This is a genomic window from Stenotrophomonas sp. YJH_SMC_32, from assembly GCF_059369975.1.
In genome coordinates this window covers 67,094-86,644 of the sequence record NZ_JCAFTE010000011.1, presented here as the reverse complement: position 1 = coordinate 86,644, position 19,551 = coordinate 67,094, and the positions used below count along the sequence as shown (strand labels likewise).

16 protein-coding genes are annotated in these 19,551 nt (G+C 67.6%); 11 read left to right on the top strand and 5 right to left on the bottom strand.

Annotated features, from left to right (window positions below):
• The first annotated feature begins 546 nt into the window (after positions 1-546).
• Entirely contained in the window at positions 547-1,161 is a 615-nt protein-coding gene (locus AC5P7S_RS13865) for a DUF938 domain-containing protein (RefSeq protein WP_095378446.1), read from the top strand.
• On the opposite strand, the gene AC5P7S_RS13860 is transcribed toward AC5P7S_RS13865, so the two are convergent.
• From AC5P7S_RS13860 to AC5P7S_RS13850, 3 genes are all read right to left on the bottom strand, one after another.
• Positions 1,162-2,448 (bottom strand): type II toxin-antitoxin system HipA family toxin, encoded by a 1,287-nt coding sequence (locus tag AC5P7S_RS13860; RefSeq protein WP_095378445.1) that lies wholly within the window; start codon positions 2,446-2,448, stop codon positions 1,162-1,164.
• Between the two features lie 33 nt (positions 2,449-2,481).
• On the bottom strand, positions 2,482-2,841 hold the full coding sequence (locus AC5P7S_RS13855; protein WP_095378444.1) for a helix-turn-helix transcriptional regulator: 360 nt from the start codon (positions 2,839-2,841) through the stop codon (positions 2,482-2,484).
• A gap of 181 nt (positions 2,842-3,022) precedes the next feature.
• Positions 3,023-6,709 (bottom strand): indolepyruvate ferredoxin oxidoreductase family protein, encoded by a 3,687-nt coding sequence (locus AC5P7S_RS13850; RefSeq protein ID WP_095378443.1) that lies wholly within the window; start codon positions 6,707-6,709, stop codon positions 3,023-3,025.
• 171 nt (positions 6,710-6,880) lie between these two features.
• On the opposite strand from AC5P7S_RS13850, the gene AC5P7S_RS13845 reads away from it, so the two are divergent.
• Positions 6,881-7,516, top strand: a complete 636-nt coding sequence (locus AC5P7S_RS13845; protein WP_095378442.1) for a tetratricopeptide repeat protein — start codon at positions 6,881-6,883, stop codon at positions 7,514-7,516.
• Between the two features lie 444 nt (positions 7,517-7,960).
• Here AC5P7S_RS13845 and AC5P7S_RS13840 read toward each other — a convergent pair whose 3' ends face one another.
• On the bottom strand, positions 7,961-9,445 hold the full coding sequence (locus tag AC5P7S_RS13840) for an AAA family ATPase (RefSeq protein ID WP_005420987.1): 1,485 nt from the start codon (positions 9,443-9,445) through the stop codon (positions 7,961-7,963).
• Positions 9,446-9,568: 123 nt separating this feature from the next.
• Here AC5P7S_RS13840 and AC5P7S_RS13835 point away from each other — a divergent pair, with 123 nt between their 5' ends.
• The 9 genes from AC5P7S_RS13835 (at position 9,569) to AC5P7S_RS13795 (ending at position 18,545) form a co-directional block, all read left to right on the top strand.
• A complete protein-coding gene (locus tag AC5P7S_RS13835) occupies positions 9,569-10,198 on the top strand; it encodes a nucleotide-binding protein (RefSeq protein WP_005420986.1) in 630 nt (209 codons plus the stop codon).
• A gap of 49 nt (positions 10,199-10,247) precedes the next feature.
• The gene (locus tag AC5P7S_RS13830; protein WP_005420985.1) at positions 10,248-10,724 is read left to right on the top strand and encodes a SixA phosphatase family protein; all 477 of its coding nucleotides are present in this window, start codon (positions 10,248-10,250) and stop codon (positions 10,722-10,724) included.
• A 4-nt stretch (positions 10,725-10,728) separates the two neighbouring features.
• Entirely contained in the window at positions 10,729-11,346 is a 618-nt protein-coding gene (locus tag AC5P7S_RS13825; protein WP_005420984.1) for a YceI family protein, read from the top strand.
• Positions 11,343-13,400, top strand: coding sequence for a phospholipase D family protein (locus AC5P7S_RS13820; RefSeq protein ID WP_095378441.1), 2,058 nt, complete (start codon positions 11,343-11,345; stop codon positions 13,398-13,400). Before AC5P7S_RS13825 ends, AC5P7S_RS13820 begins: the two co-directional genes overlap by 4 nt.
• A 10-nt stretch (positions 13,401-13,410) precedes the next feature.
• On the top strand, positions 13,411-13,845 hold the full coding sequence (locus tag AC5P7S_RS13815; protein ID WP_049414459.1) for a hotdog fold thioesterase: 435 nt from the start codon (positions 13,411-13,413) through the stop codon (positions 13,843-13,845).
• A gap of 118 nt (positions 13,846-13,963) precedes the next feature.
• Complete coding sequence (locus tag AC5P7S_RS13810; RefSeq protein WP_069138140.1) at positions 13,964-14,755, top strand: lysophospholipid acyltransferase family protein; 792 nt, start codon at positions 13,964-13,966, stop codon at positions 14,753-14,755.
• Between the two features lie 52 nt (positions 14,756-14,807).
• A complete protein-coding gene (locus tag AC5P7S_RS13805; RefSeq protein WP_050562730.1) occupies positions 14,808-15,797 on the top strand; it encodes a YheT family hydrolase in 990 nt (329 codons plus the stop codon).
• Positions 15,798-15,853: 56 nt separating this feature from the next.
• Positions 15,854-17,923, top strand: a complete 2,070-nt coding sequence (locus tag AC5P7S_RS13800) for a tetratricopeptide repeat protein (RefSeq protein ID WP_095378440.1) — start codon at positions 15,854-15,856, stop codon at positions 17,921-17,923.
• A 10-nt stretch (positions 17,924-17,933) separates the two neighbouring features.
• Positions 17,934-18,545 carry a YbhB/YbcL family Raf kinase inhibitor-like protein gene (locus AC5P7S_RS13795; RefSeq protein WP_005420969.1) on the top strand — a complete coding sequence of 204 codons (612 nt, stop codon included), beginning with the start codon at positions 17,934-17,936 and terminating at the stop codon, positions 18,543-18,545.
• Between the two features lie 157 nt (positions 18,546-18,702).
• On the opposite strand, the gene AC5P7S_RS13790 is transcribed toward AC5P7S_RS13795, so the two are convergent.
• On the bottom strand, positions 18,703-19,527 hold the full coding sequence (locus AC5P7S_RS13790) for an META and DUF4377 domain-containing protein (protein WP_095378439.1): 825 nt from the start codon (positions 19,525-19,527) through the stop codon (positions 18,703-18,705).
• Between the last annotated feature and the right edge of the window lie 24 nt (positions 19,528-19,551).

The window sequence follows — 19,551 nt, the reverse complement described above, 5'->3', positions numbered from 1 at the left end:
GCCCGAGCGACTCGGCCAACTCCACGGCTTGGTGCTTGAACTCATCGGTATAGCTACGACGGGTGATACGGGACATAAGGGACCTCCAAGTGCGATCAAAGTATCGCTTCTTGGCGTCCGCTGACGGGGGGCCAGATCAGTCACCCCGCAATCCGACACCGCCCCACCTCTGACAGATTCCTGCGGCTGTTGGTAGGTGTCGACCTTGGTCGACACGATTTTTCTGTCAGATATCGAAATGAATCCGGGGTCAGATCCGTTTTCCTGCGGAGAACGGATCTGACCCCAAGAGCCGTTCCAACAGATCGCTGGAAACTGTCGAAGGCGGGGTGGGTCCGGCTGCGGGGGTGTCCGCGGCATGGATGCCGCGGCCAAGCCCCCAAGGACGGGTTTACGGCGTCCCCCGCAACCGGACCAACCCTGCCATCCCACGGAATGCCAGCTTTTGACGTTGCTCTGGCTCTGGCTCCGGCGGGTGCAGGGCTGCAAGCCCTGCAGACACCCCCTCGTGCACAATAGAGCCGACCCCGCCTGGACACCGTCCTGATGTCGAGCAAGCCGCATTCAGAAGCCTGCGAGCGCAACCGCGAACCCATCGCCACCGCACTCGACCCGTGGATGGGCGACCGCCATCGGGTGCTGGAGATCGGCAGTGGTACCGGCCAGCACGCAGCCTTCTTCGCCGAGCGCTGGCCGTGGCTGCGCTGGCAGCCCAGCGACCATCCGGACCATCTGCCCGGCATCGAAGCCTGGCGTGCGGAGGCCGCGCTGCTGAACCTGCTGCCGCCGGTGGCGCTGCAGGTGGAGCTGCCGCCGGCAGTGGGCCTGACCCTGCCGGAGGGCAGCTCGTTCGATGCGGCGTTCACTGCCAATACCCTGCACATCATGGGTTGGGAGCACGTGCAGGCGCTGTTCGCCGCGCTGCCGCCGCTGATGCGCCACGGTGCGCTGCTGGCGATCTACGGCCCGTTCAATTACGGCGGCCGCTACACCAGCGACAGCAACGCGCAGTTCGATGCCTGGCTGAAGGCACGTGACCCGCACAGCGGCATCCGCGACGCGGAAGCCGTGCAGACGCTGGCCGAGGACAACGGCTTCACGCGCCTGCGCAACGTGGCGATGCCGGCCAACAACCGCCTGCTGCTGTGGCGGTTGGGGTGATCAGGTAGCGGATTGTTCGAATTGCCGCAGGCAGCGCTGGCAGCTTGCACTGATGCCATCCACTAAACGTTCCAGAACCGGGTGGCGCATGCCCTCTGCCTGCAGTTCCGCAAGCAACGCCCGGGCGATGCCGGGCAGCTGTGTTGCCATGTCGAACAGGCCCGACAGTGCTTTCTGCGGGTCCAGCGTCATTCCATCAGCGGTGGCCTCCCAATCCGCCAGGCGGACATCCCACCAGCGGTAATGGCTGCCGATCTTCATGGCCATCTTGATCTTGCGTTGCTGCAGGTGTGCATAGGGCAGTGCACTTGAGATGTCATACAGCGGGGCAAGGCGAACGTTTCCTTGTGCGCCGATCAGCAGCGAATAGTTCTTGGCATGCGCGTCGGTGCCGCCAATGAGATAGTTGAACTGCAGTGCCTGCAGCAGCCTTTCGACATCCGCTCGCGGCTTGCTGGAATGTTCCCAAAGCACGCGCGCCAGATCGGCCGGCCCCGGTCCGCCTTGGTTCTGGTACTTGATGTGTGGCATGACACCCAGCGCTTGGCAGAAGTCTTCCTGGTGAACGCGTTGCCAACCCTGTGCTGTTCGTACGCGGTCGAAGCGCGTCACCGCAATGGCCTGTGCGTCCTCCATGCAGATCATTTCAGTGGACGCAGCCGACATGCCGAGTTGACTGGCCAGGCGCAGACAGAAGACCTCGTTCTCCACGAATCCGTCATAGTCGCCACTGGGGGGTTTGAGGATATGCGTGGTGGGGATGCGACCGGCCGGAATTGCCCAACCTCCGTCGTCGCGTTGCATCAGGGCGATCTTCGGTTGCGCCCCGGCCAGGCTGAACTGGCCGACATCATCGGGTTGCCGCGCTGCAATCTGGTCCACTCGGATCCGCTGAAGGCGCTGGGCGACCTCATGGAGGGACAGCGCCTCCTGCCGATCGTCCTCACCGGCAAGTACGGCGGCGAGCCGTTCGCGTCGTACGAACTGGACCGCACCGGCACAGTCTTCACCGACATGTGACAGCAATGCGACCGGGTTGCGGGACGAAACTTGGAACCGGGAAGCCCATCGCTGCAGAAGGGCCTCGTTGTCGGGCAGCAGCCCCCACAGGACCGCAGAGAGCGTGGCAGCGGGCGCGCTGTTCTCTGTCAATGGAAGTGCAAGTGACAAGGGATAGGCGCCCGGCGTCTGGCGCCAACTGTCTGCATACCGGAATGTCGGATGGCCATGTGCATCCTGTCCCAGGTATCCAGCCAGTCTGTTGGAAAGGAGTACGTTGAGGTCCATGCGGGAGGCACGATGTCCGGGAGGAAGGGGCTGTCAGACGGCCTTTTGGGGCTTTCTACGCCCCAACGTCATGGCAGTCGCGCGGTGCTCGTCCGGGCGCAGCCCGTTGCCATCCACGATAGTGTCGATATCAGGCAGTTCCAGAGGCATTTCCGACGATGCAGCGGAGGAGGCCATTCCCTCGACAGTGCCCGTAGCCAGTATCAGGCCGAGGACGTTGAGCGTCCGCAGCACCAGTTGCAGCTCCACCCGTGGCTTGCCCTTCTCCATTTCGATGACCCATTGCCGACTGACGCCTACGCGTTCGGCCAGCTGGGCCTGATCCCAACGGAGTGCTTTGCGACGCTGGCGGATGACCAGGCCCAGGTCTCGGGACGTTCGCAGGATGTCCATAGGCGGAATGTATGCGCTCGGCAACATTTAATCAAAAGTCGCCGTTCGATAACATTTCGAGAATGTCATGGAACGGCGACAATTTCTGAAATGTCGACGTTCGCTGGCATGGATCGCCAGCGCTTCCGGCTCTAGATCCTTTCGGGCAGTCGGCCAAGGGCCGGTAGGGCCCTGCTGCCGGTTACGCCACCTGCACGATATGCAGCGCCTTCGGATTGCGCCACTGCGCCAGCAGGGCCGCTTCGCGCGCCTTGGCCTGCTCGAAATGCGCTTCCTTGACATGGCCGAAGCCGCGGATGTGCTCGGGAATGCTGGCAATCTCCACCGCCAGCGACAGACGGTCATCCTCCAGCCCGTCCAGCAGCATCTGCACCGTCGCCTCGTAATCAGCAATCAGCTTGCGCTCCATGCGGCGCTCCTCGGTGCGCCCGAACACATCGAAGCGGCCGCCACGCAGGAACTTCAGCTTCGCCAACAGACCGAAGGCCTTGAACATCCATGGGCCGTATTCCTTCTTCAACAGCCGTCCCTGCTCGTCCTTCTTCGCGAACAGCGGCGGTGCCAGATGGAAGCGCAGCTGGTAGTCGCCCTCGAACTGCTGCTGCAGGCGGCGCTGGAAGTCGCCGCTGGTGTACAGGCGCGCCACTTCGTACTCGTCCTTGTAGGCCATCAGCTTGAACAGGTACCGCGCCACGGTCTCGGTCAGCGCAGTGGAACCGCCGATGCGGTCGGCTTCGGTGGCGCGTACGCGCGCTACCAGGTCACGGTAGCGCTTGGCGTAGGCGGCATCCTGGTACTCGACCAGGAACGCGGCGCGGCGCTCGATCATTTCATCCAGCGAGCGCGACAGGCGGGCGTCGTCCAGCGGCAGGAACGCCACGTCGCCACCGTGCGAGGGCAGGCCACGCAGTTCGCGTTCGTCGCCGGTGTTGCGCGGTGCCGCAGTGGCACCCCATTCATTGCCCTCCCACTCGCCTGGCGGCAGCGGATGCAGCGGGCCCGGGGTGGATTCGGTATCGGTATGGCGGTTGCGCACCAGGCCGGCCGCCTGCTGCACGGCCTGCGGATCGACCACGGCCAGGCGGCCCCAGGCGAACGCCTGCTGGTTCATCGCCACGGCGGCGCCATTGAGCTCGATGGCGCGCATCAGTGAATCGAACGAGAGCGGCACCAAGCCCTGCTGCCAGGCGTAGCCGAGGATGAACAGGTTGGCGGCAATGGCGTCGCCCAGCAGCGCGGTGGCCAGCTGGGTGGCATCGAGCAGCAGCGGCTCCTGGCCGCCCAGTGCCACGCGCACGCCGGCGATGATGTCGGCAGCGGGGAACTGCATGTCCGGGCGGGTGGTGAAGGTGCCCGGCATCGCTTCGTAAGTGTTCAGCACCACCTGCGAACGGCCGGCACGCACCTTCGACAGCGCCCAGTAATCGTTGACCACCACCATGTCGCAGCCCAGCACCAGGTCGGCCTCGCCAGCGGCGATACGCACGGCATGGATGTCTTCAGGGCGACGGGCAATGCGGATATGCGTGGTCACCGCGCCGCCCTTCTGCGCCAGGCCGGTCTGGTCGAGCACGGTTGCACCCTTGCCTTCCAGGTGGCCGGCCATGCCCAGCAGCGCACCGATGGTCACCACGCCGGTACCGCCGACGCCGGTGATCAGGATGTTCCAGGGCTGTTCCAGGCTGCCGCGGAGGGTCGGCGCCGGCAGGTTGTCCAGCAGCGTGGAGGCGTCGCGCTTGCTGCCTTTGCGCGGCTGGCCACCGTGCACGGTGACGAAGCTGGGGCAGAAGCCGTTCACGCAGGAATAGTCCTTGTTGCAGTTGGACTGGTCGATCTCGCGCTTGCGTCCGAACTCGGTTTCCTTCGGCAGCACCGACACGCAGAAGCTCTTCTTGCCGCAGTCGCCGCAGCCTTCGCAGACCAGCGAGTTGATCATCACCCGCTTCTGCGGGTCTTCCAGCTTGCCGCGCTTGCGGCGGCGGCGCTTCTCGGTGGCGCAGGTCTGTTCGTAGATCAGGATCGAAACACCCTTCACTTCGCGCAGGCGCTTCTGCACCTCATCCAGTTCGCTGCGGTCATGGAACTCGACGTCGCTTGGGAAGTGCTCGCGCTGGCCGGTCCACTTGCCGATGTTGTCCGACAGCACCACGATGGTGTGGATGCCTTCGGCGCGCATCTGCTTTGCAATGTCCGGCACGCTCAGCGGACCGTCCACCGGCTGGCCGCCGGTCATCGCCACCGCATCGTTGTAGAGGATCTTGTAGGTGATGTTGACGCCAGCGGCGACCGCCTGACGGATCGCCAGCGAGCCGCTGTGGAAGTAGGTGCCGTCGCCGAGGTTCTGGAACACGTGCGGGGTATCGGTGAACGGCGCCTGCCCGGCCCAGGTCACGCCTTCGCCGCCCATGTGGGTGAAGGTGTCGGTGCTGCGGTCCATCCAGGTCACCATGTAATGGCAACCGATGCCGGCCAGCGCACGCGAGCCTTCCGGCACCTGGGTGGAGGTGTTGTGCGGACAGCCCGAGCAGTAATGCGGCACGCGCGGGAAGCTGGCGCGCGGCAACGCAAGCTCGGCTTCCTTCTCCTGCATCCACTGCAGCCGCTGCTCGATTGATGCGTTGTTGAAGAACTTCTGGATGCGGCGGCCGATCACGCCGGCGATGGTGGCCGGGGTCAGCTCGCCGGTGGACGGCAGGATCCATTCGCCGCTCTCGTCGTACTTGCCGACGATGGACGGGCGCTGGCCCCAGCTGGCCGGCCAGTTGAAGAACTGTTCCTTCATCTGGCGCTCGATGAAGGCACGCTTCTCCTCCACCACGATGATGTCTTCCAGGCCCTGCGCGAAGCGGGCGATGCCCTGCGGCTCCAGCGGCCAGGTCATGCCGACCTTGTACACGCGGATGCCGATGTCGGCGCAGGCGGCTTCGTCCAGGCCCAGGTATTCCAGCGCCTGCAGCACGTCCAGGTAGCTCTTGCCGGTGGTGACGATGCCCAGCCGCGCGCGCGGCGCGTCCATCACCACCTTGTCGATGCCGTTGGCGCGGGCGAACGCCTGTGCGGCCTTCACCGCATAGCGGTGCAGGCGCATTTCCTGGTCCAGCGGCGGGTCCGGCCAACGGATGTTGAGCCCGCCCGACGGCATTTCGAAGTCTTCCGGCAGCACGATGCGGCGCGCCATCGGGTCGACCTCGACCGAGGCCGACGATTCGACTGTCTCGGCGATGGTCTTGAAGCCGACCCAGCGCCCGGTATAGCGGCTCATCGCCCAGCCCAGCAGGCCCATGTCGAGGATGTCCTGCACACCGGCCGGATTCAGCACCGGCATCATCGCGCTGACGAACTCGTCCTCGCTGCCATGCGGCAGGGTCGAGCTGCGGCAGGCATGGTCATCGGCGGCCAGTGCCAGCACGCCGCCGTAGCGCGAGGTGCCGGCGGCATTGGCGTGCTTGAACACGTCGCCGCAGCGGTCCACGCCCGGGCCCTTGCCGTACCACATGCCGAACACGCCCTGCACGTTGGCGCCGGGGAACAGGTTGGTCTGCTGGGTGCCCCACACCATGGTGGCGCCCAGGTCCTCGTTCAGGCCGGGGGTGAACTTCACCTTGGCCGCGTCGAGGTGTTTGCGTGCGCGCCACAGCTCCAGGTCGAAGCCGCCCAGCGGGCTGCCACGGTAGCCACTGACGAAGCCGGCGCTGTCGATGCCCTGGTGCGCGTCGCGCAGCCGCTGCATCAGCGGCAGCTTCACCAGCGCCTGCACGCCACTCAGATAGATCCGCCCCTCGTTGCGGGTGTACTTGTGGTCGAGCGTGTAGTCACGGTCGATCAGGTCGGTGGAGGAGGGCGACGTGAGTTGCGCGGTACTGGTCATGGCTGGCCCGGTCAGGATCGGCTGGCACCGGCCGCGTGCAGGCACGCGGCGGGAAAGGCGCGAATTGTAGCAGCGAGGCCCGGCCGCCCCGGCACTCGCGCCGGCGGCCATGCTGGGGTTAGGATCGGGGAGAGAGAGAGGGAGGCTGCAGTTGCGGCCTGGGGAGAAGGGATGTCAGTTGCAGGAAAGATCCTGGGCAGCATGCTGCTGGTCTCGGGAGCGGCCCCGGTGTGGGCCGCGCCGGCGGTGCCGGCACCACAGGAGTTCTACTTCGACAGCGATGCGGCCGCCGTGCCCATGATCGTGGTCCAGTCCGACGGGGATGCGCTGGTGGCGCAGCTGCTCAAGCAGCGCGAGCGCGGCCGGCGGACCGTGGAGGCCACCGTGCAGCTGGCGTCGGTGGCCATCGCCCAGGGCCGTACCGAACTGGGTGAACAGCTGTATCGCGAAGCGCTGAAGGATGCGCCGGTTCAGGGCAGCCTGGGCCGTGGCGTGCGCTGGAACTACGGGTGGGACCTGCTGCGTCAGGGCCAGCCCGAAGCCGCCCTGGAGCAATGGCAGGCGGCTGCCGGTGGTTCGCTGAGCAAGCCGGGCTGGTTGCCACCGACCTATGCGCTGGCGCTGTGGCGGGCCGGGCGGAAGCAGGAGGCGGTGCAGTGGTATGCCGCCGCAGTGCGCACCGAGCCGACGCAATGGAGCGACAGCAGCCGCTATGCGCAGTTGTTGCCGTTGTGGCGCGAGGACGAGCGTGCTTCGCTGGCGGAAGTGCAGCAGGCCTGGGCGGCCGCCCCGCCGGCCTGGCCCTGAGGGAAGGGGGGGCGGGTTGCACCCGGCACCCGCAGAAGCAAGGGCTGGAGCCAAAGCCAAAGCCAAAGCCAAAGCGGGTTTCCTGAGGGATGGCGGGGCACTGTGGGTTTGCGGGGCCGCCGTAAACCCGTCCATGGGGGCTTGGTCGCCGCATCCATGCGGCTCACACCCCGCAAATCGACAGTACCCCGCCCCCGACAGGTTCCGTGACTGTTGGTAGGTGTCGACCTTGGTCGACACGGTAGATCCACGCTATGCGTGGATGAGATCTGCCGGGATAGAAATCGAACTGGGGTCAGATCCGTTTTCCAGAGGAAAACGGATCTGACCCCATGCGCTCAAGAGCGGCCAGCCAACGCGAATCCACCCCGCCCGGCCAAGCGCGGCTTTTGATGTTCACAGCCAACCAGCCGCCACGAGGGGCTGCGCCGTTCCCGGGAAACCTCAATCGTCCGCGGAAACCGTCCGCCCCGACGCCCACGCACGCAAGGCCTCGACCTGCTCGGCCATCAGCACCGACAGCGGCCTCGTCGCGCGGATCTCGTTCATCAGCAGCTCGGTGTCCAGCGGCCGGCCTTCGGCGTGCGCTGCGTACAGTCCGGCCACGATCGCCTGCTCGATCTCCGCGCCGGAGAAACCATTCGCCGCGGCCGCCAACGCCGGCAGTGCAAAGTCGTCACCATTGAGCTGGCGTCGCCCCAGATGCAGCCGCAGCAGTTCCACGCGCACTTCGGGGGTGGGCAGGTCGACGAAGAAGATCTCGTCGAAACGGCCCTTGCGCAGCAGCTCGGCCGGCAGTTCGTGCACCTGGTTGGCGGTGGCGACGATGAAGACCGGCGCCTTGCGTTCGGCCATCCAGGTCAGCAGGTAGCCGAGCACGCGGCGCGATACGCCACCGTCCTCGCCACCACTGGCCAGGCCCTTCTCGATCTCGTCCATCCACAACACGCAGGGCGCCAGCTGCTCGGCCGAGGCCAGCGCCTGGCGCAGGTTGGCCTCGGTCTCGCCGTGGTACTTGTTGTACAGCGCACCCACGTCCAGGCGCAGCAGCGGTACACCGAAGCCGGCGGCGGTGGCCTTGGCCAGCATCGATTTGCCGCAGCCCTGCACGCCCAGCAGCAACATGCCGCGCGGCGGGTCCAGGCCGGCCGGTGCCGAGCCGGCGATGAAGGCCACCCGGCGCTGGCTGATCCAGCGCTTGAGCCGGTTGGCGCCGGCCACGTCGCCGAAGCGTGCGCTGTCGTGCTCGAAGAACAGGTGGCCGCTGCGGTTGAGCAGCTCGAACTTAAGCCGTGCCAGCTGCGGCAGGTCGTCGTCGCGCAGCGCGCCATCGGCGTAGATCAGCTGGCGGGCAATGCGGCGGGCATCGACCAGGCTCAGGCCCTGCAGGTTCTTCAGGATCTTCTTCACCGCCTCGCTGTCGACCTCGACACGGCGGCCGCCGTGCTCGCGTGCGTAGGCGTCGGCCTCCTCGCGCAGCATCTTCAGCAGGGCGTTGGCATCGGGCAGGCGCGGGTTGAAGCGCACCGCCAGTGCTTCCAGCTCGGCCGGCAGCTCGACCTTGGCGCCGATCAGCACCAGCACGTGCGGCTCGCTGTGGCGGCGCTGGATCAGGTCGCGCAGTGCGCGCTGGTGGCTGGCATAGCCCAGGTAGGGGTGGAAATCGAGCAGCAGGTAGACACCGCGCTGATCAGCCTGGCGGATCATCTGCAGCGCGGCGCTGGCATCGGGCGGGCCGACCGGCGGATCCTCGCGGTCCAGGTCGATGCGGCGCAGGCCCTCGGTGATGGACCAGCGGTGCAGGGCCCGCCACACGTGCATCAGCGTCTGCCGGAACAGTTCAACGATGCGCCCCTCATCCTGGGTCTCGATCACGATCAGGGGGGTATTGGCGCGGATCAGTGCGCTCAGGTCCTGCAGTTCGCTCATGCCGGTTCGATCCTTCGGGGGCGCCACGATAGCAAAGGCGATGGCCACGGGTTCAGCACGGCGCTACCTCCCGTCACCACCGCCGGTGTACGCTCGGGGCACGTACCCGGAAGCGAGGCTGGCATGAAGACGATCCTGGTGGCCGGTTCCAAGGGCGGGGTGGGCAAGACCACCGTCGCCACCCACCTGGCCGCGTACGCGGCATTGCAGGGCAAGGCCACGGTGATCGCCGATGCCGACCCGCAGGGTTCCAGCACCCGCTGGGCACAACGGCGTGCCGGGCTGGAAAGCGCGGTGCTCCCCATCGATGTGTATCGGAAGAAGCAGTGGGCGCAGAAGCTGCCCGACGGTACCGATACCGTCATCATCGATGCACCCGCCGGTGCGCTGGCCGACGATATCCCCCATTTCCTGGACGCGGCCGACGCCGTGGTGGTGCCGGTGCTGCCCTCGGCGCTGGATATCGAAGCCATCGTCGGCTTCCTCAACAGCCTGGCCCAGAACCCGCGCGTGCACAGCCGCAAGCTGCCGGTAGGGCTGGTCCTCAACCGCACCAAACCCTGGACCCAGACCTCGCAGCAGGCATTGCAGATGCTGGCCGAATGGCCGTACCCGGTGGTCGCGCAGCTGCGTGACAGCCAAAGCTACGTGGTCATGACCGGCCTGGGCCGCAGCCTGTTCGACTATCGCTCCGCCCAGGTGCGCGAACACCAGGCGGACTGGGAACCGCTGCTGTCCTGGCTCAAGCTTTGATGCCTGCCTCACTTCTCCTGCTGCATCCTCTTCTCCATGGAAACCCGCGATGCGTGAACTGATCCTGCTGCGCCATGCCCATGCCGAACCCGCCGTTTCCGGCCAGGCCGACCTCGACCGGCCGCTGTCGCCGGTGGGGCTGGCCGAAGCTGAAGCCGCCGGCAAGTGGTTGAAGGAAAACAACCTGCTGCCGGACTGCGTGCTGTGCTCGCCGTCGCGACGTACCCGTGAGACCCTGGAAGCGGTGATGACGGCCATCGGCTATGTCGAGAAGCGCCTGGAAGACCGGATCTACGAAGCCACCCCGGGCACCCTGGCGGCGCTGGTGGACGAACGTCGCGACCTGGATCGGGTGCTGATCGTGGGCCACAACCCGGGCCTGGAGCAGCTGGTGGCCCTGATGACCGACGGCACCAGCAGCGACTACCGGGGCATGCCGCCGGGCGGCGTGGCCGTCCTCGGCTTCCCGCGCGAGGTCTCGATCGAGCCGGGCGTGGCCAGCCTGAACGCGTTCTGGTGGCCGTGATCCGATGAGCCAGGCGCGGCGCAGCCGCTTCCTGCTGCCCGCGTTGCTGGCGCTTGGCCCGGCCTGGGCCGCTGTGCCCCCACCAACCCCGTTGCCGCCGGTGTCCGCCGAAGCACCGCGGGTACTGCGCCTGGATACCCAGCGCTCGCGGATCGGTTTCGAGGTGCGGACCCGTTTCGGCCAGCGCATCGAAGGCGTATTCCCGCACTTCGAGGGGCGCATCGAGATCCTGTCCGACGGGCGCCACCAGGTGCACCTGAAGATGTTCACCCGTTCGGTGGAGATCCCTGGCAAGGCGCGCTACACCGGCTGGATGCGCGGCGAAGAGTTCTTCGATGCAGGGCGCCATCCGGTGGTCGAGTTCGACTCGCTGCCGTACTGGCCGGAGACGGTGGAACAGGGCGGCGACATCAACGGCCGGCTGACCCTGCGCGGCGTCAGCCACCCCGAGTCGCTGCGGGTCGAGAAGGCGGAGTGCGCCCGACCCGGCTATGATTGCGATGTCGTCAGCCGCGGTACCGTGCAGCGAGGCCGGTATGGAATGGACAGCTGGCAGCTAGCCCTGAGTGACCGAGTGACCTTCGTATTACGTGCGCGCCTGAGCGAGGCGCCGAAACCGTGAACCTCCTGCTGCGTATACTGGCGCTGGCAACGGTGTTGCTGGGCAGCGGTTGTGCATCGCTTTCGCATGCCGAGCGCGACCGTGCCGAAGCGATCGCCGTGCAGGCGCGCTCGACCGTGGTCGGCTGCCAGCGCGCCGACCGCTGCGCGCAGGACTCACCGCTGCGTGCGCTGGCCGGCCGGGCGTTCACCGAATCCACTCCCGAACAGCCGCGCCACTACGCCACCCTGCTCGACGAGGGCGAAGGTGCGCTGGTGGCGCGCCTGAACCTGCTGCGCAGCGCTACCCGCAGCATCGACCTGCAGACCTACATCTTCGACAAGGACGACAGCGCCCGGCTGGTCATCGACGAGCTGCTGGCTGCATCGCGGCGCGGGGTGAAGGTGCGCGTGCTGATCGATCAGCTCTCGGCGATCTCCGACCTGCAGATCCTCGGCGCGCTGTCCGGCGCGCACCAGAACTTCCAGCTGCGGGTCTACAACCCGACCTTCGGCAAGGCCCGGCTGAACTACTTCGACTATGCCGGCAGCGTGCTGTGCTGCTTCCGCCGCTTCAACCAGCGCATGCACAACAAGCTGCTGGTGATCGACGATGCGATCGGCGTGGTCGGTGGCCGCAACTACCAGGACGACTATTACGACTGGGACCGCGAGTACAACTTCCGCGACCGCGACGTGCTGATCGCCGGCCCGGAGGCGCGGGCGATGGCCGCCAACTTCGATGCCTTCTGGCATGCCAGGCGCAGCGTGCCGGCCGAGCGCCTTAACGATGTCGGCCGCACCCTGCTGCGCGAGGGCGTGCCGACCCTGCCGCCGGCCAGCTTCCGCCGCCCCGAGCGGGTGCAGCGGGTCAGTGCCGAAGCCAATGACATAAACTTCGTCAGCCGTTCCTTCGTCGATACCGCCTTGCCGGTGGCCTCGGTGCGCTATGTCGCCGACCTGCCGCGCAAGCACCGGCGCGAGAAGGCCGATGCGCCACTGGCGGGCCAGCACGTGACCGAGCCGCAGCTGGATGCGCTGATCGCCGGCGCGCAGGAGGAAGTGATCCTGCAGACGCCGTACCTGGTGTTGTCCAAGCCGGCGCAGAAGCTGTTCCGCGAGCTGCGCAAGCGCCCGCAGCCGCCGCGGGTGGTGGTGTCCAGCAACAGCCTGGCGGCCACCGACAACCCGATCGTGTATGCGCTGTCGTACAAGTACAAGCGGCGCAACATGCGCGAACTGGGCTTCAACATCTTCGAGTACAAGCCGTTCCCGCTGGATGCACCGGTCGACTACCGCAACCTGTTGCCTGATCCGATCGCCGCGCCCGGAGGTGACGACGACGGCGGGCGCAATCCGCTGATTGGCGGCAGCGCCGCGGGCAGCAATGCCGGCGACAGCCGCGATCGCGATGAGCATCCGGCACCCACCGGCAAGCAGGGGCCGGTGAACCACCCGCGCACCGGCAGTGCCTACCAGAACGCGCGCGAGCGCCGCCGCGCGGCCGGCAGCGAGGTCGAGACCCGCCTGCTGCGCACCGAGACCCGGCCCTCCTTCCTGGGCAGCAAGGCGGTCAACAAGCCGTTGCCGGTCACCCGCAAGGGCGCGCGCATGGGCCTGCATGCCAAGTCGCTGGTGGTCGACCGCCGTATCGGCGTGGTCGGCACCCACAACTTCGATCCGCGCAGCGAGAACTACAACACCGAAGGTGCGGTGATCATCGACGACCCGGCCTTCGCCGAGCAGCTGGCCGAGAGCATCCTGCGCGATACCCACCCGCAGAACTCGTGGACGGTGGCGCCGCGGGCCAAGCCGCCGGTGCTGTCCGGGCTCAACTACAGCGTCGGCAAGGCCTCCGAGGCACTGCCGATCCTCGACTTCTGGCCGTGGCGCTATGCCACCGACTACGAGTTCAAGCCCGGCCCGGACTGCCCGCAGCCGCTGCCCCGGCAGGACCCGGACTTCCACCGCTGCTATGTCGCCGTGGGCGATTTCCCCGAGGTCAATGTCGGCCCGAAATGGCTGCTGGTCCGAATGCTGACCGCATTCGGCGCCGGCCTCGTTCCCATCCTCTGAAGGTGCCCGCATGACCCTGGTGTTCCGCGAAGCCGTTTCCCTCGAGCAGCTCAACACGCTCAGCCGCAACACCGCGATCGAGTCGCTGGGCATCGTCTTCAGCGCGGCCGGCGACGATTGGCTGCAGGCCACCATGCCGGTGGACGAGCGCACCCGCCAGCCCTACGGCATCCTGCATGGCGGCGCGTCGGTGGTGCTGGCCGAGACCCTGGGCAGCAGCGCCGGCAACCTGTGCGTGGATACGGCCAAACAGATCTGCGTAGGGCTGGAGATCAACGCCAACCATGTACGCGCCGTGCGCTCGGGCACCGTGACCGGCACCGCTCGTGCACTGCACGTCGGCCGCAGCACCCAGCTGTGGGAGATCCGCATCGAGGACGAGCAGGGCCGCCTGGTGTGCATCTCGCGGCTGACCCTGGCGGTGGTGGCGGCCGGCCACGGCTGAGTCCCGGACGGCCGGTGACGGCAGCGGAACCCAGCGTTCCCCGCCGATTGCCCCGGTCGATGGGTGTTATGGCCTAAATCGGCTGGCAGCGATGACGGCCCTCCGGTATCGTGCGCGGATGACTTCCCCCACTCCGGCCCCCCGCGGCGGCGTGGCGCGTGTGTGCCGTTACCTGTACCGCGTACCGCTGCTGTTGGTCCACATCATCGTGTTCCTGCCGCTCATCCTGATCGGCATGCTTCGGCCGTGGGGCGAACTGCGCGTGGGCGAGGCGACCCTGGGGGCCAAAGTGGTCAACTGGTGGCAGGGCGGGCTGATGTGGATCTTCGGCTTCCGCCTGGTGCAGATCGGCACGCCGCTGCCCGGCGCCGTGCTGTTCGTCGCCAACCACGTCAGCTGGGTCGACATCTGCATCCTGCACAGCCAGCGCATGATGGGCTTCGTCGCCAAGCGCGAGATCGCCAGCTGGCCGCTGGTCGGCTGGCTGGCCGCGCGTGGCCAGACCATCTTCCACCAGCGCGGCAACACCGAATCGCTCGGTGGCGTGATGCAGGTGATGGCCGATCGCCTGCGCGAAGGCAAGGCGGTGGGCGTGTTCCCGGAAGGGCGCACCCGCGGCGGCCACGAAGTAGGCCCGTTCCATGCCCGCATCTTCCAGGCCGCGGTTGAAACCGGCGTGCCGGTGCAGCCGGTGGCACTGGTGTACGGGCTCAAGGGCGATGCGCAGACCATTGTCGCGTTCGGCCCCGGTGAGAGTTTCTTCGCCAATTTCCTGCGCCTGCTCGGTGAGCCGGCGCGGCGTGCAGAAGTGCACTTCCTGGCACCGATCGGTGCGCAGGACCTGGAAGGCCGTCGGCGCATCGCGGAGACGTCGCGCGCGCGCATCGTGGCGGCCATGAGCTCCGAGTGAGGGTGCGGTGGCCCTGATCCCGCCACCCGTCCTGGACGCCGGCACGCCGACGCTGCACGCGGCTGACTACCAGCCCCCGCGCTGGCTGCGCAATCCGCACCTGCAGTCGATGCTCAGCTCCAGCCGCATGCGCCTGCAGCGCGGCCTGCTGCTGCTGGCCGCGACCGGTGCGATCAGCGAAGAACTGATCCTCGACGGCGGTGATGGCGTGCGCCTGCAAGGCTGGCACAGCCACATCGAAGGCCGCGAACCCAAAGGCATGGCCCTGCTGCTGCACGGCTGGGAAGGCAGCGCCGAATCCAGCTACATGCGCATGGCGGCCGCGCGCATGCTCGAACAGGGCTTCGACGTGGTACGGCTGAATTTCCGCGACCACGGCAATACCCATCATCTCAACCCTGGCATCTTCCACTCCAACCTGATCGACGAAGTGGTGCATGCCGCGGGCGATATCGCCCAGCGCTGGCCGCAGTTGCCGCTGGTGGCCGCCGGTTACTCGCTGGGCGGCAACTTCGTGCTGCGCCTGGCCCTGCGCGCGCCAGCGGCCGGCGTGCCGCTGCTGCGCGTGGCCTCGGTATGCCCGGTGCTGGACCCGGCGCTGACCATGGAGAGCATCGAGAACGGCCCGGCAATGTACGACTGGTACTTCCGCCGCAAGTGGGCCGGTTCGCTGCGGCGCAAGCGCGACCTGTTCCCCGAACTGAGCGACTGCGACGACCGCGTACTGAAACTGGACATCCGCGCGCTGACTGCCTGGCTGGTCGAGCGCCACACCAGTTTCGGTTCGTTGCAGGCCTATTTCGATGGCTACTCGATTGCCGGCGATCGGCTGTCCACGTTGCAGGTGCCGGCCGACATCCTGATGGCGCAGGACGACCCGGTGATCCCCTACGCGACCTTCAGCGACTGGCAGCTGCCGCACCAGGCGCATCTGGAAACCGCCAGCTGGGGCGGACACTGTGGCTTCCTGGAAAACTGGCGCGGTGACGGCTTCTCCGAGCGCTGGGTGGCGCAGCGCCTGCAGCGCGTGCTGCAAGGCTGAACCGGCACGGGCGCGCAGGCCGCTACAATGCGGGTTTGCCCTTGAACCGGACCGCCATGCAAGACCAGATCATCCAAGCGTTGCGCCAGAACGAGGCCGACCAGGCCGTGCAGCTGGCCCAGGCGTGGACCCGTGATGAACCCGGCCAGGCCGAGGCCCACCGCTGGCTGGCGCTTGCGCTGCAGCAGCAGGGCAAGGCCGAGGACGCGATGGAGGCCCTGCAGCAGGCGCTGCAGCTGGCCCCGGACAACGCCCAGCTGCACCTGCAGCACGCTGGCCTGCTGCTGGCCCTGCGCCAGTTCGACGGCGCCGGCGAAGCACTGACGCGCACCACCGGGCTGGACCCGAACGCATTCGCCGCGTACCTGATGCAGGCCCACCTGGCGATCGGTCGCAACGATTTCGATGAAGCGCAGCGCCTGTCCACGCTGGCCTCGCGTGTCGAACCGGACCACCCGGAGCTGCTGACCATCGATGGCATGATCGCGCTGCGCCGCGATGATGCCGATCGCGCGCTGACGCTGCTGTCGGCCGCCAACCAGGCCCTGCCCAACGACATCCGCGTGCTTTACGCACTGGGCTTCGCCTACCTGGGCAAGAACATGCTGGCCTTCGCCGAGCAGGCGTTCCGCCGCGTGCTGGAACTGAACCCGACCATCGCCTCATTGCATGGCCTGGTGGTGCAGCTGGCCATGCGCCAGGGCAACCTGGAAGCTGCGGCAGAGGCGATGCAGATCGCGCTGCAGCAGGAAGGCCTGGATACGCCTTCGATGCGCCGCCTGGCCGGCGAACTGGCACTGCGCAGCGGCCAGCCGCTGCAGGCGCTGGAGCACCTGCTGCCATTGCTGGAATCGCTGCCTGATGACCGCGACGTGCTGCAGCTGCTGCTGATGTCCTGGCAGCGCCTGGGTCACGAAGACGAGGCCCGCGCACGCCTGGATGCCGCCCTGGAGCAGCACCCGCAGCTGCACGACCTGTGGCTGGCACGCCTGGCGGTGGAGGAGGTCGGCAGTGCCACCGCCGCCGCCACGGTCGAGCGCTGGATGGACGCGATGCCGGGCCACCTGCCGGCGCTGGAAGCGCGCCTGCGGCTGCACGACATGGTGGGCGAACACGCGCAGGCCGAAGCGATCGCCGAGCGTATCGTCAGCCTTGAACCGGGCCGCGTCAGTGGCGAAACCCGCCTGGTCGAAGGCCTGCTGCAGCGCGATCCGGCCGCTGCCGTCGCCCGCGTGCAGGCGCTGATCGGCATGGCGCCGGAAGGCCACCGTGCCGACCTGCGCACCTGGCTGGGCGAGATCCAGGATCGCGCCGGGCAGCACGAAGACGCGCTGCAGACCTGGCTGGCCCTGCAGGCCGACCAGGCCCCGCAGCGCCTGCCGCTGCCGCCGCAGGCCAAGGCACCGCCGAGCTGGCCGGACAAGGGCGAGATCGACGGCGATGCCACCTCCGCGCCGATCTTCCTGTGGGGCGCGCCAGGGTCGGGCGTGGAGCGCGTGGCGACCGGCCTGGCCGCGGCCAGCCCGGTGCTGCGCAGCGACCGCTATACCTCCAACGCACCCGACGACGCGTTCCAGAACTACCACACGCTGCAGGACCTCGCTTCGGGCGTGCTGACGCCGGAGCGGCTGGTGCAGCGCTGGCGCGAACAGCTGCCGTCGCGCGGCGTGCAGGACGACGCGATCATCGACTGGCTGCTGTGGTGGGACAACGCGCTGCTGTGGGCGCTGCGCCCACAGTTGCCGCAGGGCCGCCTGCTGGTGGTGCTGCGCGACCCGCGCGACATGCTGCTGGACTGGGTGGCCTATGGTGCCGCCGCGCCGCTGGCAATGACCTCGCTGGCCGAAGCCAGCGAATGGCTGGCGCGCGCGCTGGCCCAGGTCGCCGCTTTGCACGAGGACGATCTGTACCCGCAGGTGCTGCTGCGCATCGACCAGATCGGCAACGATCCGCAGGCGATGGCCGAACTGCTGGGCCGACTGTTCGAGCGGCCGATGCCGCCGGCCGCGCAGCTGGGCGCGCCGCGTTTCCCGCCGGGCCACTGGCGCAACTACCGCGACGTGATGAGCGCCGCCTTCGCCAAGCTCACCCCGATCGCGGTGCGCCTGGGTTACCCGGAAGAGTGAGGACACGCCGATGCAACTGAGCAGCCACAGCCTGACCAACGGTGCACCGATCGACCGCGAATTCGCCGCAGGCGATGCGGCGGGCTTCGCACCGGACCGCAATCCGCACCTGGCCTGGAGCGATGTGCCGGAGGGCACCCGTTCGTTCCTGCTGGTATGCGTCGATCCGGACGTGCCGACCGTGCCGGAGACGGTCGGCCGCACCGACATGAGCGTGCCACGCGACCAGCCCCGCTGTGATTTCGTGCACTGGGTGATGGCCGATATTCCGGCTTCGGTGCGCGAGATTGCCGCAGGCAGCTGCAGCGACGGCTTCGTGGTGAAGGGCAAGACCACGCCGGCCGGGCCGGCCGGCAGCCGCCAGGGCCTGAACGACTTCACCGGCTGGTTCGCCGGCAACCCGGACATGGCCGGTGACTACCTGGGCTACGACGGCCCCTATCCGCCGTTCAACGACGAGCGCGTGCATCGCTACTTCTTCCGCGTGTTCGCGCTGGACGTGGCATCGCTGCAGCTGCCGGCACGCTTCACCGCCGCCGACGCGTACCGGGCCATGCACGGCCACGTGCTGGCCGAAGCGGCACTGCACGGCACCTACACGTTGAATCCGGCGCTGGGCTGAGGCGGCATAACGGGTCGTGCCGGCCGCTGGCCGGCAACGCCCGTGTGCTGCCGGATCCGCGCATGGCAGCCGGCCAGCGGCCGGCTCTACCCACAACGAAGAAGGGCGGCCTTGCGGCCGCCCTTCAAGTGCCAGCCGACTGACAGTCGGCTCTACATCACTTCTCGATGGCCGACTCGACCACCATGTCCAGCACATACGCCTGCGACGGCGCATCGGCCGGCGGGTTCTTCACTTCGTAGCGCTTCACGCGCACTACGTTGTGCACGCCGTCTTCGTGGGTGTAGCCCTCGATGTTGCCGTAGAAGTTCTCGAACTTGCCCGGCTCACCCTGCTTCAGGCCCTTGTCGTCGAACTTCACTTCGCGCACCTGCAGGCACTGGTAGTCCGGGATCAGCGGGTGCGAGCACTTCTCGGTCTTCGCGGCCACTTCCAGGAACACGGTTTCGCCGGCGCCGCCGTAGCGGGTTTCAGCGGTCGGTTCCGGGTTGAACACCAGCACGTCGCCCTTGGCATTGGTCAGGGTCAGCTTGCCATCGGCATCCTGCTCGGCCTTCAGTTCGCCCTGCAGGCGGCTCGACACGGCTTCGTCCAGCGCCATCAGCGCCTTGTCGGTGCAGGCCATCATGGTCGAGGCCATCGCACTGACCGTCAGCTTGCCGTCGGCCAGGGTGTAGCCGCCGCCCATGCGGTTGCAGGTGTTGCTGACCGACAGGCGGCCATCAGCGAAGTCCAGGGTGACCGGCTTGTCTTCGCGGGCGAACAGCGCGTCGATGCGCTTGCCGTCGGCGCCGGTGGCCTGCTGCAGCAGCCAGTGCTGGCTCTGCAGGCGCTGCGCATCCAGGTGCGCCAGCGTCTGCTGGTCCGCTGCCTTGGTCGCGGCCGGGGCCACGTCGTCGCCGCCATTGCCGGCCGGGGCCGGGGTCTGACTGCAGGCGGCCATCAGGGCCAGCGGGAGGAGCAGGGTGAGCTTGCGGTTCATGGTGATTCTCCTTGGGGAACCGTG

Excerpts from the sequence above, each read along its gene's own strand:
- AC5P7S_RS13865 (WP_095378446.1), top strand. The coding sequence starts at position 547 with ATGTCGAGCAAGCCGCATTCAGAAGCCTGCGAGCGCAACCGCGAACCC.
- AC5P7S_RS13860 (WP_095378445.1), bottom strand. The coding sequence starts at position 2,448 with ATGGACCTCAACGTACTCCTTTCCAACAGACTGGCTGGATACCTGGGA.
- AC5P7S_RS13855 (WP_095378444.1), bottom strand. The coding sequence starts at position 2,841 with ATGGACATCCTGCGAACGTCCCGAGACCTGGGCCTGGTCATCCGCCAG.
- AC5P7S_RS13850 (WP_095378443.1), bottom strand. The coding sequence starts at position 6,709 with ATGACCAGTACCGCGCAACTCACGTCGCCCTCCTCCACCGACCTGATC.
- AC5P7S_RS13845 (WP_095378442.1), top strand. The coding sequence starts at position 6,881 with ATGTCAGTTGCAGGAAAGATCCTGGGCAGCATGCTGCTGGTCTCGGGA.
- AC5P7S_RS13840 (WP_005420987.1), bottom strand. The coding sequence starts at position 9,445 with ATGAGCGAACTGCAGGACCTGAGCGCACTGATCCGCGCCAATACCCCC.
- AC5P7S_RS13835 (WP_005420986.1), top strand. The coding sequence starts at position 9,569 with ATGAAGACGATCCTGGTGGCCGGTTCCAAGGGCGGGGTGGGCAAGACC.
- AC5P7S_RS13830 (WP_005420985.1), top strand. The coding sequence starts at position 10,248 with ATGCGTGAACTGATCCTGCTGCGCCATGCCCATGCCGAACCCGCCGTT.
- AC5P7S_RS13825 (WP_005420984.1), top strand. The coding sequence starts at position 10,729 with ATGAGCCAGGCGCGGCGCAGCCGCTTCCTGCTGCCCGCGTTGCTGGCG.
- AC5P7S_RS13815 (WP_049414459.1), top strand. The coding sequence starts at position 13,411 with ATGACCCTGGTGTTCCGCGAAGCCGTTTCCCTCGAGCAGCTCAACACG.
- AC5P7S_RS13810 (WP_069138140.1), top strand. The coding sequence starts at position 13,964 with ATGACTTCCCCCACTCCGGCCCCCCGCGGCGGCGTGGCGCGTGTGTGC.
- AC5P7S_RS13800 (WP_095378440.1), top strand. The coding sequence starts at position 15,854 with ATGCAAGACCAGATCATCCAAGCGTTGCGCCAGAACGAGGCCGACCAG.
- AC5P7S_RS13795 (WP_005420969.1), top strand. The coding sequence starts at position 17,934 with ATGCAACTGAGCAGCCACAGCCTGACCAACGGTGCACCGATCGACCGC.
- AC5P7S_RS13790 (WP_095378439.1), bottom strand. The coding sequence starts at position 19,527 with ATGAACCGCAAGCTCACCCTGCTCCTCCCGCTGGCCCTGATGGCCGCC.